This window comes from Streptomyces macrolidinus (assembly GCF_023887685.1).
GTDB classification, from domain to species: domain Bacteria; phylum Actinomycetota; class Actinomycetes; order Streptomycetales; family Streptomycetaceae; genus Streptomyces; species Streptomyces macrolidinus.
Genome location: NZ_JAMWMR010000015.1, coordinates 1 through 13,741 on the forward strand (window position 1 = coordinate 1; position 13,741 = coordinate 13,741).

14 protein-coding genes are annotated in these 13,741 nt (G+C 71.1%); 6 read left to right on the forward strand and 8 right to left on the reverse strand.

Features of this window, described 5'->3' with window-relative positions; translation table 11 throughout:
- Positions 1 to 66: 66 nt before the first annotated feature.
- The 5 genes from NGF19_RS17505 to NGF19_RS17525 all read right to left on the reverse strand — a co-directional run bounded on the left by NGF19_RS17505 (position 67) and on the right by NGF19_RS17525 (position 4,965).
- The gene (locus tag NGF19_RS17505; protein WP_252425886.1) at positions 67 to 840 is read right to left on the reverse strand and encodes a Pvc16 family protein; all 774 of its coding nucleotides are present in this window, start codon (positions 838 to 840) and stop codon (positions 67 to 69) included.
- 73 nt (positions 841 to 913) lie between these two features.
- Positions 914 to 1,663: a hypothetical protein gene (locus NGF19_RS17510; RefSeq protein ID WP_252425887.1), complete on the reverse strand. Its 750-nt coding sequence runs from the start codon at positions 1,661 to 1,663 to the stop codon at positions 914 to 916.
- Between the two features lie 37 nt (positions 1,664 to 1,700).
- The gene (locus NGF19_RS17515) at positions 1,701 to 2,429 is read right to left on the reverse strand and encodes a T4 family baseplate hub assembly chaperone (protein WP_252425888.1); all 729 of its coding nucleotides are present in this window, start codon (positions 2,427 to 2,429) and stop codon (positions 1,701 to 1,703) included.
- Between the two features lie 48 nt (positions 2,430 to 2,477).
- Positions 2,478 to 3,002 carry a phage tail protein gene (locus tag NGF19_RS17520; RefSeq protein WP_252425889.1) on the reverse strand — a complete coding sequence of 175 codons (525 nt, stop codon included), beginning with the start codon at positions 3,000 to 3,002 and terminating at the stop codon, positions 2,478 to 2,480.
- A 34-nt stretch (positions 3,003 to 3,036) separates the two neighbouring features.
- Positions 3,037 to 4,965, reverse strand: coding sequence for a phage tail sheath subtilisin-like domain-containing protein (locus NGF19_RS17525; RefSeq protein WP_252425890.1), 1,929 nt, complete (start codon positions 4,963 to 4,965; stop codon positions 3,037 to 3,039).
- 628 nt (positions 4,966 to 5,593) lie between these two features.
- Between NGF19_RS17525 and NGF19_RS17530 the strand changes: the two genes are divergently transcribed.
- From NGF19_RS17530 to NGF19_RS17545, 4 genes are all read left to right on the forward strand, one after another.
- Positions 5,594 to 5,935, forward strand: a complete 342-nt coding sequence (locus NGF19_RS17530; RefSeq protein ID WP_252425891.1) for an ArsR/SmtB family transcription factor — start codon at positions 5,594 to 5,596, stop codon at positions 5,933 to 5,935.
- A gap of 68 nt (positions 5,936 to 6,003) precedes the next feature.
- Positions 6,004 to 7,653: a SulP family inorganic anion transporter gene (locus tag NGF19_RS17535; RefSeq protein WP_252426010.1), complete on the forward strand. Its 1,650-nt coding sequence runs from the start codon at positions 6,004 to 6,006 to the stop codon at positions 7,651 to 7,653.
- Complete coding sequence (locus NGF19_RS17540; RefSeq protein ID WP_252426011.1) at positions 7,653 to 8,078, forward strand: ATP-binding protein; 426 nt, start codon at positions 7,653 to 7,655, stop codon at positions 8,076 to 8,078. Before NGF19_RS17535 ends, NGF19_RS17540 begins: the two co-directional genes overlap by 1 nt.
- A 127-nt stretch (positions 8,079 to 8,205) precedes the next feature.
- Positions 8,206 to 9,585 carry a M1 family metallopeptidase gene (locus NGF19_RS17545; protein WP_252425892.1) on the forward strand — a complete coding sequence of 460 codons (1,380 nt, stop codon included), beginning with the start codon at positions 8,206 to 8,208 and terminating at the stop codon, positions 9,583 to 9,585.
- A gap of 389 nt (positions 9,586 to 9,974) precedes the next feature.
- Here NGF19_RS17545 and NGF19_RS17550 read toward each other — a convergent pair whose 3' ends face one another.
- Positions 9,975 to 10,616, reverse strand: coding sequence for an RraA family protein (locus tag NGF19_RS17550; RefSeq protein ID WP_252425893.1), 642 nt, complete (start codon positions 10,614 to 10,616; stop codon positions 9,975 to 9,977).
- A gap of 169 nt (positions 10,617 to 10,785) precedes the next feature.
- On the opposite strand from NGF19_RS17550, the gene NGF19_RS17555 reads away from it, so the two are divergent.
- Positions 10,786 to 11,745, forward strand: a complete 960-nt coding sequence (locus tag NGF19_RS17555) for a D-2-hydroxyacid dehydrogenase family protein (protein WP_252425894.1) — start codon at positions 10,786 to 10,788, stop codon at positions 11,743 to 11,745.
- Positions 11,746 to 11,766: 21 nt separating this feature from the next.
- On the opposite strand, the gene NGF19_RS17560 is transcribed toward NGF19_RS17555, so the two are convergent.
- The gene (locus NGF19_RS17560) at positions 11,767 to 12,771 is read right to left on the reverse strand and encodes a ketopantoate reductase family protein (RefSeq protein ID WP_252425895.1); all 1,005 of its coding nucleotides are present in this window, start codon (positions 12,769 to 12,771) and stop codon (positions 11,767 to 11,769) included.
- Positions 12,772 to 12,837: 66 nt separating this feature from the next.
- Positions 12,838 to 13,326 (reverse strand): YybH family protein, encoded by a 489-nt coding sequence (locus NGF19_RS17565; protein WP_252425896.1) that lies wholly within the window; start codon positions 13,324 to 13,326, stop codon positions 12,838 to 12,840.
- A 35-nt stretch (positions 13,327 to 13,361) separates the two neighbouring features.
- On the opposite strand from NGF19_RS17565, the gene NGF19_RS17570 reads away from it, so the two are divergent.
- Positions 13,362 to 13,724, forward strand: a complete 363-nt coding sequence (locus NGF19_RS17570) for an ArsR/SmtB family transcription factor (protein ID WP_252425897.1) — start codon at positions 13,362 to 13,364, stop codon at positions 13,722 to 13,724.
- Positions 13,725 to 13,741: the final 17 nt, after the last annotated feature.

The window sequence follows — 13,741 nt, forward strand, 5'->3', positions numbered from 1 at the left end:
GTCGGTCGCGCTCTCCTCGTACGTGCCCATGTGCTCACCTGCCCCCGTCGTGTCGCCCATGGCGGCTCAGTCCGCCGTGATCTCCGCGCTGTCCGTGATCTCCGCGCTGTCCGTGACGTTCGTGATCTTCGGGCCGGCCGTGATCTCCGTGATCGCCGTGCCGGGCTTCTCCGCCTCGGCCCCCGTGGCCCCCTCGCCCGTATCGGCCCCCGGCGGCTCCGGCGCCCCCTCCGCCCCGAACGGCAGCACCCGTACCTCAGGCCGCTCCACCGGCTTGGCCGTCATCGGCGTCTCCAGGCCGTCGATGAAGACGAGGGACGCCTGGTAGACGACGGACAGGGCGTACGGGGTCTGGTAGAGCATCCCCCACAGCTTCGATGTCTCGTCGATGTCCATCACCATCGGTGTGAACCGCACCCGCTGCGCCGCCTCCGCGAGGTTGCTGCCCGCCAAGTAGGGCTTCTCGCCCGCGAGTTCGATGACGTCCTTGGGCAGGACCGGTATCTCGTGCAGTGTGCGCACCACGGAGCCGATGAGTCGCTGCCCCACCAGTTCGGTCTCGTCGCCGTACGCGCTGATCACGTAGTGCAGGTCGAGTGCCGCGGCGGCCCGGCGTACCAGCGTGCCGTCCGGGGCGCGGGTCGGCAGATCGTTGGTGCGCCGCGAGGTGTTGGGGGTGACCTGGTGGAGGAAGACGGAGATGGTGGGGTCGGTCGGCGGCTCGGCGGGCGGCTTGCGCGGCTCCACCTTGACGGCCATGTCGATCTCCGGCTGCAGGTGGGACTCGATCAGCAGGGCGAGGGCCTGGCTGACATGGGCGATGGCAAGTGCGTTGCTCATGGCGTCGGTTCCCCGGTTCCTGTCTGTCGTGTCGCCCGTACGGCCACTCGTGCCCCTGCCACCGCGACATGGTTCACTTGCGCCCCCGGGCCAGGTATTCCGCCAAGCCGAGGGTGGCGCCCGGCCGCTGGGCCACGTCCTGCCGTACCTGACCGGCCACGGAAGACTTCTGACGAGTGGTCACTTCCAAGCGGCCGATCTGTACATGCACCACCTGCTCGGGCGTCCGCCCGGGTCGGCGTGCGGACGCCTGCCGTGCGGCGGCGGCGCGGGCCGCCGTCGTGTCCGCGGGGCTGGGGTGCGGTGCCGTGGACACGACGGCGGCGGGAGCGGCGTCCGCGCCCAGGGGGGTGGGGGCGGACGCCGCGACTCGGTCCGCGCCGGCGTCCGGGCCGGAACGCCCGGTGTCGCGCGGAGTGGCCCGTGACACCGGGAGCGGCCCGGCCGCGAAGGGCGCGGCGGGACGCAGCAGCGGTGCTTCGGGCAGGGTGGCGGCCGGGGCGGGTCGCACCGACTCCGTTGCCGCGAAGGGAGGTTCGGTGTGAACGACGGTCCGTTGGTGTTCCGTGTGCCGTCGGATCTCGGCCGGGGGCCGGGGACCGTCCCGGTCGGGCAGGACCGCGAAGGTGGCGGGCGTCCCTGCCGCGGCATCAGGGACGTCCGGTTCCGGCGCGCGGGCCCGTACGGCTTCGACGCGTTCGAACGGGCCGGGCAGCCGCGGCCGTAGCCGGGCGGTGTCCGGTGCCGCGGCGGCGTGCCGGGCGAGCAGCCGGTCCAGGAAGTCGGGTTCCGGCGCGGGCGCCCGCGAGGAGGGGTCGGACACTCGTGGATCAGACATGCGTGAGTCGGGCGCTCGGGAGTCAGACATCCGCACACAGCTCCAGGTAGTAGCGGCGCCGCAGCGGGCTGAGCGCCAGGATCTCCGGCTCGCTCCAGCCGTAGGCGGTGGCGAGCAGATGGACGTCGAGGAGCATGTCCCGTGCCCACGCGTCGAGTTCGCTCCACAGGTAGGAGGCGATGTCGAGGTCGGCCCGGGAGGCCGTGTCGCAGTCGGGGCAGTTGATGTTCAGGGTGACGTCGGCGCCCGGGTCGGCGCTCTCGACGGCCTCGGCGATCCGCCGCTGCACCGGCACCGGGAGGGCGTCGGCGGGGTGCGGCGTGCCGTCGTGGACCGCCGAGACCAGGCAGCGGGCGAGCAGCGTGGCGCGCGGGTCGGCGGACCGGGCCGCGGTCGCGAGGTCGGCCGCGGCAGGCAGCCGGAAGGTGACGTCCCAGCCGTCCTCCGTCAGCCGTACGAGCGGCTGCCCGGGTCGGGTGAGGGAGCGGGCGAGGTCACCCGCGTCCAGCTCGAACTCCATGTCCGAGCCGCACACTTGGCAGTCCAGCCGTACCTGCATCCGCTCCCCGAACAGGGCGCGGCGCAGGGCGAACAGGTCTCCCTCGCGTTCGCCCAGCGGTACGGCGGGCAGCGCCGCGGGGTCGAGGTCCGGGCGCGCCGTGCCGTGCAGCAGCAGGGCGCGCCCGGCGGGCGTCTCGGCGAGCCCCGCCTCCCAGGTGGCCAGCAGCTCGGCCGCCCCGGTGTTCGCCATGTGGTCTCCCGGTGTCCTCACCTCGCGTCGGACAGGGCCTGGTCGGGATCAGGCCGGGTTGAGGAAGGAGGGCTCTTCGGGCTCGGGGACCTCGTAGTCCCGCTCCCAGCCCTCGCATTCGAGCTTCAGCGACTGGATGGCCACCGCGTTGGCGTTGGCGTCGAGTTCGCCGAGGACCTGGTACTCGCTGGGCCAGGTCCGGTACAGCTTGTGCGAGACGGCGACCTGCCCGGCCTCGTTGAGGACCTGGATGACGATGTCCTTGCGGAAGTCGGCGAGGGAGACCTCGGCGCCGAGGCCCGCGCCGACCTGCCAGACCTTGTTGGCCCAGCGGTCGAACTCGGGGTCGTGGGTGACACCGCGTTCCAGTGTGATGCCCTCGAACTCGGAGCGTCCCGGCGACTTGCGCGGGGAGCTGGGGTCGCCGCCGTGCCGGTGCTTGACGACCTCGGTGGTGCGCTTGAGCGGGCTGACCTTGCTGATACCGGCGACCGTCCGACCGTCCCACAGGACTAGGAACTTGAAGTTCTTGTAGGGGTCGAAACGATGGGCGTTGACGGTGAACTCTGCCATCGGATTCCTTCAGCTCTCCAAGATTCCCGCGGGACTACAGCTCGAACCGGCCGGACTGGTCGAACTGGTCGAACTGGCCGAACTGGCCGAACTGGCCCGACTGGCTGAACTGGCCGGACATCTGCTGGATGTTGACGATCACGAACTCCGCGGGGCGGACCGGTGCGATACCGACCTGGACGTTCACGATGCCGTTCGCGATGTCCTCGTCGGTCGTGGTGTCGCGGTCGCACTTGACGAAGTAGGCCTCGCGCGGGGTGCTGCCCTTGAAGGCGCCCTGCCGGAAGAGCGTGTGCAGATACGAGGACGCGACAAGGCGGATCTGCTGCCACAGGCTCTCGTCGTTGGGCTCGAACACCACCCATTGCAGGCCGCGTTGGAGGCTCTCCTCGATGTGCAGGGCGAGTCGGCGTACGGGGACGTACGCCCATTCGCTGTCGAGCGCGTCGGCGCCTTCCAGGGTGCGGGCGCCCCAGACGACCGGGCCGGTCGCCGGGAGGCTGCGCAGGCAGTTGACGCCGAGCGGGTTGAGCAGCCCGGTCTCGCGGTCGGTCAGGTCGACGGTGAGGGAGTGCACGCCCGCGAGCCGTGCCCCGGTTCCGGCCGGTGCCTTCCATACGCCGCGCTCGGCGTCGGTGCGCGCGATGACGCCCGCGATCGCGCCGGAGGGCGGGAAGGCGCGCAGCCGTCCGGTGAGCGGGTCGGTGAGGTGCAGATGCGGGAAGTACAGGCCCGCGTGGTTGCCGCGTACGGCGTCGAAGGCGGCGATACCGGCGCGCGCCGCCTCGGCGCCGGTCCACTTGCCGGGGGCGTCGACGAGCAGGAAGATCCGCCGTTCCTGGCACAGGAGTCGGGCGGCGGAGACGACGGTGAGCACGTCCTCGGTCTTCTCGTACGCCGCGAGTTCGGGCAGGACGAGGAGGTTGACGTCGGCGACCTGGCGCAGCGCCTGGATGCCGGTCTTGTCGGCCTCGGAGCCGATCAGGTCGCGGGGACCCGGGGCCTCGCCGTCCGTGCCGCCGGTCAGCGGGAAGACGGGCGGGTTGACGGAGGCCTCCAGGCCGAGGTCGTTGGCGCACTCGCCGAGGAAGCGGACGACGTCCCCGGAGTCGGTGGATCCGGCGACCACTTGGAGACGGCGGCCGAAGGCGGTGACTTCGGTGCCCGCGAAGGCGTGTCGGCCGTGGGCGTCGGGCAGGGCGCGCAGCTTGCGTTCGAGCAGTAGGCCCAACTCGGCGACGGAGCAGGGCACTTCGCCGTCGCAGTAGGGGTCGTAGAGCGTGAACTCGCGTTCCACGTCGCCGATCTTGACGGTAAGGTCGACGGCGAGGTCGGGCAGGTGGTGGCCGAACGGCTTGGAGACGGTGCCGGACGGGTCGGGGCGGCCCTCGCCGACCGCTTCGACGCGGATCAGCCGGGAGCCGGCGCCGACGACGGTGGGTGCGTAGCGGTCGCTGTCCGCGTCCATGGACAGGGCGGTGAAGCTCTCGCGGGCCCGGCCCCGGACGTCGAAGACGCGCAGGTTGAAGGTGTCGTCGGGGCACAGCGTGTGGTGGTCGACGGCCACGCGCAGGCCGTTGCCCCACACCCCCGGTTCCTTGGCGCGCACCTCGAGGACGTCGCAGTCGCTGTGTCCCTCGGTGGACCTGAGGGTGACGTGTGCGCACTGTCCGCTGCCCGCCTTGGTGACGCGGACGACGACGGCGGTGGTGCCGCCGTTGCCGAAGAACTGGTGGACCGCGTAGCCGATGGCACTGCGCGCGCTGAGGCCGCCGAAGCGGCGCTCGAACTCCGCGAAGCTGGTGACACGCACCGGCTCGTCGATCGGACCGCGCCGGGTGTGGCCGACGAAGGCCGTCACCGATGTGGTCAGGGTCGAGATGGTGCGGGTGCTGCTGGGAAGCTCTTCGACGTAGACGCCGGGATACGTCGGCCTGGCGGCGCTCACCGCGCTCATCGGCATTCCCCCTCCTGTCCCTGTTGCGGGCACCGGACGAAGGCACCAAGAGGCAGGCGGCGGAAGGATGTTCGGGTTCCGAGTCGGGCAACGCTTGTGGCTCCTGATGCTCAGGTACGCGACTCACCTTGCTGCGCCGGGAGTTGAGCAACAAGGTGCCTTTCGGTCACCCCAAGGAAGTCTTTGGTGAAGGTCAAATCCTGGAATTCACTCATCGCTTCCGCGGGCCCTCGACAGCAGGCTCACAGAATCTGCACAGGCACAGCCGGGGCAGTACGGCACCGACTGCCCTGACATGCCCGGCGACCGTTGGACAGCGCGGCATCCGCCTTCCGGTCCCGCCGCGCGCCCCCACGCACCGCTCCCCGGTCGCGCGTATTCCGCATGGCGGGATCCACGGCGCTCCGGCGACGCCCGGAGTCACAGTCACCGCCTCTCGGCGGCAGCGACGGCGCGGGCATCGAGCAGGCCACCACCCCTCGGCTTGACGAATTGCAAAGTTTTGCAATTTGGCACATGATGGACGGTCTGCCGTACCCGCCACCGGTGCTCCGTACGCCGTACTGCCCCGTACCCCGTACCCCCCATCCCGCAGGAAGCACGGCAGTGTCGTCATCGAGGAGGAGACCAAGCAATGCCGGTTCCGCTGTACCAAGCGAAGGCGGACTTCTTCCGGATGCTGGGGCACCCGGTACGGATCAGAGTGCTGGAGCTGTTGCAGGACGGGCCCAAGGCGGTACGTGACCTGCTCGCCGCGCTCGAGATAGAGCCGGCCGCCCTGTCCCAGCAGCTCGCGGTGCTGCGCCGCTCGGGGATCGTGACCTCCGCCCGCGAGGGGTCCACGGTCATCTACCAGCTCGCCGGAGGCGATGTCGCGGAGCTGATGCGCGCGGCCCGCCGCATCCTGACCGAGATGCTCGCGGGACAGAGCGAGTTGCTGGACGAGCTGCGGGAAGCCGAGGTCACGAACCGGTGAGCTCCCTGGTGTCCCCGGCGCTCGCCCGGTTCCGTTCCCTGCTGCCCACCCGCGCCGACTGGGCGGTGATGGGCCGCAACCCCAAGCGTGACCTGCTGGCCGGGCTGACCGTGGCGATCGTCGCGCTTCCGCTCGCGCTCGGCTTCGGCGTCTCCTCCGGTCTCGGCGCCGAGGCGGGTCTGGCGACCGCCGTGGTCGCGGGCGCCCTCGCCGCCCTGTTCGGCGGCTCGAACCTCCAGGTCTCCGGCCCGACCGGCGCGATGACCGTGGTACTGGTGCCGATCGTCGCCCAGCACGGCCCCGGCGGCGTCCTCATGGTGGGGCTGATCGCGGGCGTCCTGCTGGTCGGCCTGGCCCTGCTGAGGGCGGGGCGCTACATGGCGTACATCCCGGCCTCGGTGGTCGAGGGCTTCACCCTCGGGATCGCTCTGGTGATCGGCCTCCAGCAGGTCCCGAACGCGCTCGGCGTGGCCAAGCCCGAGGGCGACAAGGTCCTGGTGGTGACCTGGCACGCCCTGGAGGCGTTCGCCAAGGCGCCGAACTGGACCGCCGTCGGGCTCGCCGCGGCCGTGGCGCTCGTCATGCTGCTGGGCGCGCGGTGGCGGCCGACGATCCCGTTCTCGATCATCGCCGTGATCGCCGCCACACTCGTGGCGCAGATCTGCCACCTCGACGACGCCGCGCCGATCGGCGATCTGCCCGCGGGGCTGCCCGCCCCGTCCCTCGGCTTCGTCGATCTCTCCGCGTTCCCGTCGCTGCTCGCCCCGGCCGTCGCGGTGGCCGCCCTCGCGGCGCTGGAGTCGCTGCTGTCCGCGCAGGTCGCCGACGGCATGACCGTCGGGCAGAAGCACGACCCGGACAAGGAGCTGTTCGGCCAGGGCCTGGCGAACATCGCCGCCCCGCTGTTCGGCGGCGTCCCGGCGACCGGCGCGATAGCCCGTACCGCGGTCAATGTGCGCACCGGCGCCTCCTCGCGGCTGGCCGCCCTCGTCCACGCCGCCGTCCTCGCGGTCATCGTGTTCGCCATGGCCCCGCTGGTCGCGAAGATCCCCCTCGCCGCGCTGGCCGGGGTGCTGATCGCGACCGCGATCCGGATGGTCGAGGTCGGCTCGCTGCGCGCGATGGCCAAGGCCACCCGCGCGGACGCGGTCGTCCTCGTCCTGACCGCCGTCGCGACCCTCGCGCTCGACCTGGTCTACGCGGTGATCATCGGCCTCGTGGTCGCCGGGGCGCTGGCGCTGCGCGCGGTCGCCTCCCAGGCCCGGCTCGACCAGGTCGACTTCCGCCCCGATCTGCCCGGCGAGCACAGCGAGGAGGAGCACGCGCTGCTCGCGCAGCACATCGTCGCCTACCGCATCGACGGACCGCTGTTCTTCGCCGCCGCGCACCGCTTCCTGCTGGAACTGTCGGAGGTCGCCGACGTCCGCGTCGTCATCCTGCGGATGTCGCGGGTGTCCACCGTCGACGCGACCGGCGCCCTGGTCCTGAAGGACGCCGTCGACAAGCTCAACCGGCGCGGCATCGTCGTCATGGGCTCGGGCATACGGCCCGGTCAGCGGCAGGTGCTGGACTCCGTGGGCGCGCTGGACCTGCTGCGTCTGGAGGGCCGGGAGTACGCGACCACGCCCGAGGCCATCGCGGGGGCCCGCGCGTATCTCGAAGGCGCCGGACTGCTGGAGCCCGTACCCGCACCCGCCACCGGGGTGGCCGTCCGATGATGGCCGCCCAGGCGGCGGGGCTGCCGCTGCGGCACGTCCTGACCCTGCCCACGATGGGCTCGGCCGTACGCCTGGCCCGGGAGACGGCGGAACTGGTGCTCGCGGAGTGGGGGGTCCCCGCTCGGCATCCGAGCGTGGACCCGGCGCTGCTCATCCTGTCCGAGCTGGTCGCCAACAGCGTGCGGCACGCCGCCGCGCTGTCCGAGACGGTCACCGTCATCTACGCGGCGAGCAAGGACACGTTCGCGTTCGCCGTCCATGACCGCCACCCCCACCAGCCGACCCTGTACGGGGCACACGCCGCGTCGCCGGGCAGCGGCCTCGGCACGGTCGTCGAACTGACCCATTCACTGGGCGGCACCGCGGTGCTACGGGGAGACGCGGACGGCGGCGGCAAGAGCATCTGGATCACGCTGCCGCTGTGACCGGGCGGCCAGGACGACCGGCAAGTGGCCATCGGAAGCAGCCTGTTCGCTTCCGGTTCACGGGGGGGCGTGTCGTTTCCGGTACACGGGGGGCCGTGCCCGAAGTGCTGTGGCACGATCGGCTGCCATGTCGTTCTTACCCACATGGTTGTCAACTGCCCGCCGCCGCCTGCCCGTTGCCCTGGCGACAGCGCTCCTCGCGGCCGGAACCGGTGTCGCCGAGGCCGCCCCGGAGTCCACGGCTGCCGCGACACCCGATCTCCCACGCTACGACGTGACGTTGCGCGCGGACACCGACGGAACCCACTGGACGGGCCAGGAGCGCGTGTCGTTCCGTAACGCCTCCGAGCAGCCCCTGCGCGAGGTGTACCTGCGGCTGTGGGGCAACGGCGTGGACGGCTGCGGCACTTCGGGCAGCCCCTCCCCCGTCGCCGTGTCCCGGGTGCGCGGCGGTACGGCGGGGTCGCTCGACGTGGACTGCACCGCGCTGCGTGTCACCCTGCCCACGCCGCTCGAACGCGGTCGGCGCACCGCCGTCTCCTTCGACGTGTCCCTCACCGTGCCCGGCCGCAACGAACGCTTCGGCAGCGAGGGCGCGTTCCGCTTCCTCGGCAACGCGCTGCCCGTCCTGGCCGTGCACGACGCAGCGGGCCCGCACCTCGATCCGTACGTGGCGACCGGCGAGAGCTTCTACACCGTGGCCGGTGACTTCCAGGTCACGCTCGACCACCCGTCGACCCTCCGGGTCCCGGCGACCGGCCGCACGAGCAGCGGCCCCGGCGCACCGGGACGCACCCGCACGCACAGCGTCGCGCACCACGTACGGGACTTCGCCTGGGCGGCGGGCCCGTTCCGTACCGCCGAGGAGACCACGCCGGGTGGTGTACGGGTCAGGTCGTACTGGTCACCCGACACGCCCGCCGAGGGTGTGCGCCTGGGCCGCCAGGAAGGTGCCGCCGCCGTCGACCGGTTCGGCGAGGAGTTCGGCGACTACCCGTACGGTGAACTCGACTTGGTGATGACACCGGAGTTCGGCGGCGGGATGGAGTACCCCGGCCTGGTGCTGCTCGGCACCACGGAGGAGGGCAACGCCGTCGTCCACGAGGTGGCCCACCAGTGGTGGTACGGCATCGTCGGCAACGACGAGTACGGTGCGCCCTGGCTGGACGAGAGCTTCGCCCAGTACGCCAACTACCGCTTCTACGGCGTGGACACCGTCGACTGCTGGGACCCGGACGACTGGCCCGACGAGGACGCCGCGCTCACCAGCTCGATGTCCTACTGGTCGCAGCAGCCCAACTGGTACCACCTCATCTACACGTCCGGCCCCTGCGCCCTGTTCGACCTGGAGCGCACGCTGGGCAGCGCCACCATGGCACGTGTCATGAAGCGCTACGCCGCCGACCACTGGTACGGCATCTCCACCACCGCCGACTTCAAGAAGACGGCGCAGTCCATGACCGACAAGGACCTGACCTCCTTCTGGGAGAGCCACCGCATCCGGTGAACCTCACGCACCGAGGCCCAAGAGTCGCGGTCCAAGATTCGAACAGGCGGGCAGGTACTCCCCAGAACGGGTGCACGGTACACATGTGCCTGCGGAGAGCCCTGTTGTTCAACGATTCTTGTGGTGCGCGGGAAACGGGCTGCAGACCGAATCTTCGCGCATGTCCCTCACGTGCCCGGCACGTGAAGCGTGCGTAGTCCCACGCACGCGACTGCACACACATGGAGAATCAGTAATGAACGTTCTGACCAACTTGCTCGCCGGCGTCCTCCACTTCGTGGGCTGGCTCGTCTGAGTGAGTTCTTGAGGGTGCCGCCTCCACGCTGAGGGAGGCGGCACCCCGCCACCTGACGGCACCCCGCCACCCGACGGCACCCTGCCGCTCGGCGTCAGCCCTCGAATCCCTGATCCCGGAGGATCTTGTCGATGCGGGTGCGATGAGTCCTCTCCCACGCATCGAGTGATTCGCCCGCCTCCTTGGCCGACTTGGCGCGAGCCGCGGCCATCACCTCGTCCCGGCGAGCGAACGGGACGACCACGACGCCCTCTTCGTCGGCCACCACGATGTCGCCCGCGTTCACCGACACCCCGCCGCACCGCACTTCGACGTTCAGCGGTTCAACGGCCCGCTTGCCGCCGGGGATCGGGATGACCCCGCGGGCGAAGACGGGGAAGCCCATCGCGCGCACCTCCGCGAGATCGCGGATCAGCCCGTCCGCGACGAAGGCCGCGACGCCCCGGCGCTGGGCGACGGCACAGACATTGCCTCCGGCCAGCGCGTAGTCGAGATCGCCGGACTCCACGACGATGACCGTCCCCGGCTCGGCCCGGTGAATCGCGGCGTGCAGCATGAGGTTGTCGCCCGGCGGACACCGCACGGTGAACGCGGGCCCGGCGACGCGGGGAACCGGCTGCCACAACGGACGGATGCCGATGTCCATGACCTGTGCACGGCCCAGCACGTCAGCGAGGGTGGTCGTCGGGATGTCCGCCCAACCGACGGCGGCTGCGGCTTCGTTGACGTCTGCCATGGCTCCCCTGTTCCTCTTCCTCGTCGCTGTGGCTACGACGCCCGGCCGCGTCCCCGCTGCTCCGGATCCCCCAACTCCCGTTCCCCGGCGGCCTGGCCGTCCGTCGCCGACAGTACTCTTCCTTGGTCGTCCGTGATCGAACTCGCACAGACTCAGGGAGACCATCGACATGCGACTGCGCTGCGCCGTTCTCGACGACTTCCAGGACGCCGCCCTCGGCTCGGCCGACTGGAGTGTGCTGGAGGACCGCGTCCAGGTCGTCACCTTCAGCGAACACATCGCCGACGAGGACGAACTCGCCCTGCTTCTCGCCGACTTCGACATCGTCGTCACCCTGCGCGAGCGGGTGCCGTTCCCGGCCACGCTGCTGGACCGCCTGCCCCGACTGCGGTTGCTCGTCGCCTCCGGTATGCGCAACTCGGTCATCGACTACGCGGCGGCGAAGCGGGGCGGGGTGACGGTGTGCGGCACGGCCAGTTCCTCCACCCCGCCCGTCGAGCTGACCTGGGCACTGCTGCTCGGGCTGGCCCGCAACCTCGTGGCCGAGAGCAACGGGCTGCGGGCGGGCGGCCGTTGGCAGTCCACGGTCGGCACGGATCTGCACGGCCGTCGGCTCGGTCTGCTGGGCCTGGGCAAGATCGGCAGCCGGGTGGCGCAGGTGGGGCTGGCCTTCGGGATGCGGGTGAGCGCCTGGAGTCAGAACCTGAGCAAGGAGCGCGCCGAGGAGGTCGGTGTCGAACTGGCCGCCTCCAAAGAGGAGTTGCTGCGTGACAGCGACTTCGTCTCGATCCATCTCGCGCTCGGCGACCGCACCCGCGGCCTGCTCGGCGCGGCCGAACTCGCCCTGCTCAAGCCCACCGCCTACCTGATCAACACCTCGCGCGCGGCCCTGGTCGACCAGGACGCGCTGCTCGCCGCTCTGCACGAGGGCCGGTTCGCCGGGGCGGGCATCGACGTCTTCGACATCGAGCCGCTCCCCGCCGACCATCCGCTGCGCACCGCCCCGCGACTGCTCGCCACCCCGCACCTCGGCTACGTCTCGCAGGCCAACTACGCGACGTACTACGGCCATGCGGTGGAGGACATCCAGGCGTTCCTCGCGGGCGAACCGGTACGCCGCTTGGGCTGACCGGGATGCGCCCGCAAGGACTTACGGGACAGCCCTCAACAGCGCGAGGATGTCGACAGCCGCCGTAGCGCCGGGCTCCCGCCCTTGCGCCGCCGAGGCGTTGGCGAGTCTCAGCAGCGTCTCGTTGACGGGCGTGGGCACCCCGTGCATCCGGCCCAGGAGCAGGAACTCCCCGTTGAGATAGTCCACTTCGACGGAACCGGCGCCCCGTGCCAGACTCTGCCACGTCGATCCCAGCGCACGCTCGCCCTCCGGCATCGGCCGCGCCTCCACGGCGCCTTCGCGCAGCGCGGCCAACTCGGCGGTGTCCGCGCAGTCGATACCGGCCGCCTTCAACACCGCCGTACCCTCGGCCCGAGCCCGCTCGGCCAGCTCCGCCGCGGGGCTCCCGGGCGTCACGGGACCGCACAGCGCCTCCACCGTCTGGGCCAGGTTGCCCAGCAGTTTGGCGTACTTGAACCTCATGACGTCGGGGACCACCGGGGCGCGGAACACCGAGTCCTCCAGGTCCGCGGCGATACGGCGAGCGGTGTCGTCCGTGCCGTCCGGGTAACGGCCCAGCACCAGCACCCCGGTGTACGGGCCGCAGGCCGCGGTGACCGCGCCCGGACGCAGGAAGGAGGCGGGCAGCACCACGCACACGCCGTACACGCGGCGGAAGAGACGCAGGGCCAGCCGCTCGTTCTCCACTCCGTTCTGCGCGCACACCAGCGGCAGTGACTCACCCGCCGTGCCGCCACCCGCGACGGGCCGACCCGCCCACCGGGTCAGCGCGTCGGCCGTGTGCTGCGTCTTGACGGCCAGCACCAGGACGTCGTCGGGGCGCAGTTCGACGTCCTCGGGCCCGCCCGCCACGGGCACGCGTACCTGCCGCGTGCCTTCCGGGGTGGTGAACCTCAGCCCGTCCTCGCGCAGGGCCGCGCCGTGGGCACCACGCGCCACCAACACGACGTCCCGGCTGCTCTCGTGAAGCCGCCCGCCGATGGATCCGCCGACCGCACCGGCCCCGATGACGATGTACCGCATCGCTGTTCCTCGCCCCTTCCGGACGGACCGCTCAGTGTCCGGAAGGCTACCGCTCGCGGGAACCTCTCAGCCCCGGATCGCGGCCTGGTACGCCGCCAGTGCCGCCGCGTCGTCGATGCTGCCGTGGTGGTGGAACTGGCTCCAACGGCCGTTGTCGTAGCGGAAGTAGCGGCTGGTGCGGATCGACAGGGGTACGGCCTCGCCGCCGTTCACCGCGTACTCCCCGGTCTCGCGTCCGGCGAACACGGCGTGGGTGTCGTCGGCGTACTCGACCACGTCGCCGAAGGTGACGGTGACTTTGGCCGGGCCATGGAAGACCTGGTCGTACAGCGCGGTGATCGCGTCGCCGCCGCGCAGGATGCCGCCGAGCGGGTTGTTGAGCTGCGCCAGCGGATGCTTGGTCCACACCTGTGAGAAGACGTCGAGATCGCGGTTGTTGAAGGAGAAGTAGAACGTCTCCAGCGCGGCCAGCGCACCGTCGATGCCGGGGGTGACCGTCTCGTCGATCCGGTTGCGGGAACCGGGGCCGAAGGAGATGTCGAGCTGCTGTGCCATGAGAACCCCTAGAGTGTTCGATGGAGGTCGACCACATGAGTGTACGACAAACATCGAACAGTGCGCGGGCTCGTGGCCTGACTCACGCGCATCCGCGCGACGTCCCCTTGCAGGACGCGCTGACCGCGGTCGCGGACCCCGTACGGCGCGCGATCGTCAGGGAGTTGGCCGGACTGCCGGACTGGACGAAGGCGTGCGGGACCTTCGACCTGCCGGTCACCAAGGCCACCCGGAGCCATCACTTCGCGGTGTTGCGCGCCGCCGGGATCATCGAGCAACGCGACGAGGGCCCACGCCGCCTCAACCGCCTGCGCCGCGAGGAGTTCGACGCGGTGTTCCCCGGCCTGCTCGACCTGGTGATCGCCGAGCGGGTCGAAGAGGGGAGTGCACAGGACTGACGCACGGCACGCCTTCA

Coding starts and splice junctions, on each gene's coding strand:
- NGF19_RS17505 (WP_252425886.1), bottom strand. CDS start 840: ATGAGCAACGCACTTGCCATCGCCCATGTCAGCCAGGCCCTCGCCCTG.
- NGF19_RS17515 (WP_252425888.1), bottom strand. CDS start 2,429: ATGGCGAACACCGGGGCGGCCGAGCTGCTGGCCACCTGGGAGGCGGGG.
- NGF19_RS17520 (WP_252425889.1), bottom strand. CDS start 3,002: ATGGCAGAGTTCACCGTCAACGCCCATCGTTTCGACCCCTACAAGAAC.
- NGF19_RS17525 (WP_252425890.1), bottom strand. CDS start 4,965: ATGCCGATGAGCGCGGTGAGCGCCGCCAGGCCGACGTATCCCGGCGTC.
- NGF19_RS17530 (WP_252425891.1), top strand. CDS start 5,594: ATGCCGGTTCCGCTGTACCAAGCGAAGGCGGACTTCTTCCGGATGCTG.
- NGF19_RS17535 (WP_252426010.1), top strand. CDS start 6,004: ATGGGCCGCAACCCCAAGCGTGACCTGCTGGCCGGGCTGACCGTGGCG.
- NGF19_RS17540 (WP_252426011.1), top strand. CDS start 7,653: ATGGCCGCCCAGGCGGCGGGGCTGCCGCTGCGGCACGTCCTGACCCTG.
- NGF19_RS17545 (WP_252425892.1), top strand. CDS start 8,206: ATGTCGTTCTTACCCACATGGTTGTCAACTGCCCGCCGCCGCCTGCCC.
- NGF19_RS17550 (WP_252425893.1), bottom strand. CDS start 10,616: ATGGCAGACGTCAACGAAGCCGCAGCCGCCGTCGGTTGGGCGGACATC.
- NGF19_RS17555 (WP_252425894.1), top strand. CDS start 10,786: ATGCGACTGCGCTGCGCCGTTCTCGACGACTTCCAGGACGCCGCCCTC.
- NGF19_RS17560 (WP_252425895.1), bottom strand. CDS start 12,771: ATGCGGTACATCGTCATCGGGGCCGGTGCGGTCGGCGGATCCATCGGC.
- NGF19_RS17565 (WP_252425896.1), bottom strand. CDS start 13,326: ATGGCACAGCAGCTCGACATCTCCTTCGGCCCCGGTTCCCGCAACCGG.
- NGF19_RS17570 (WP_252425897.1), top strand. CDS start 13,362: ATGAGTGTACGACAAACATCGAACAGTGCGCGGGCTCGTGGCCTGACT.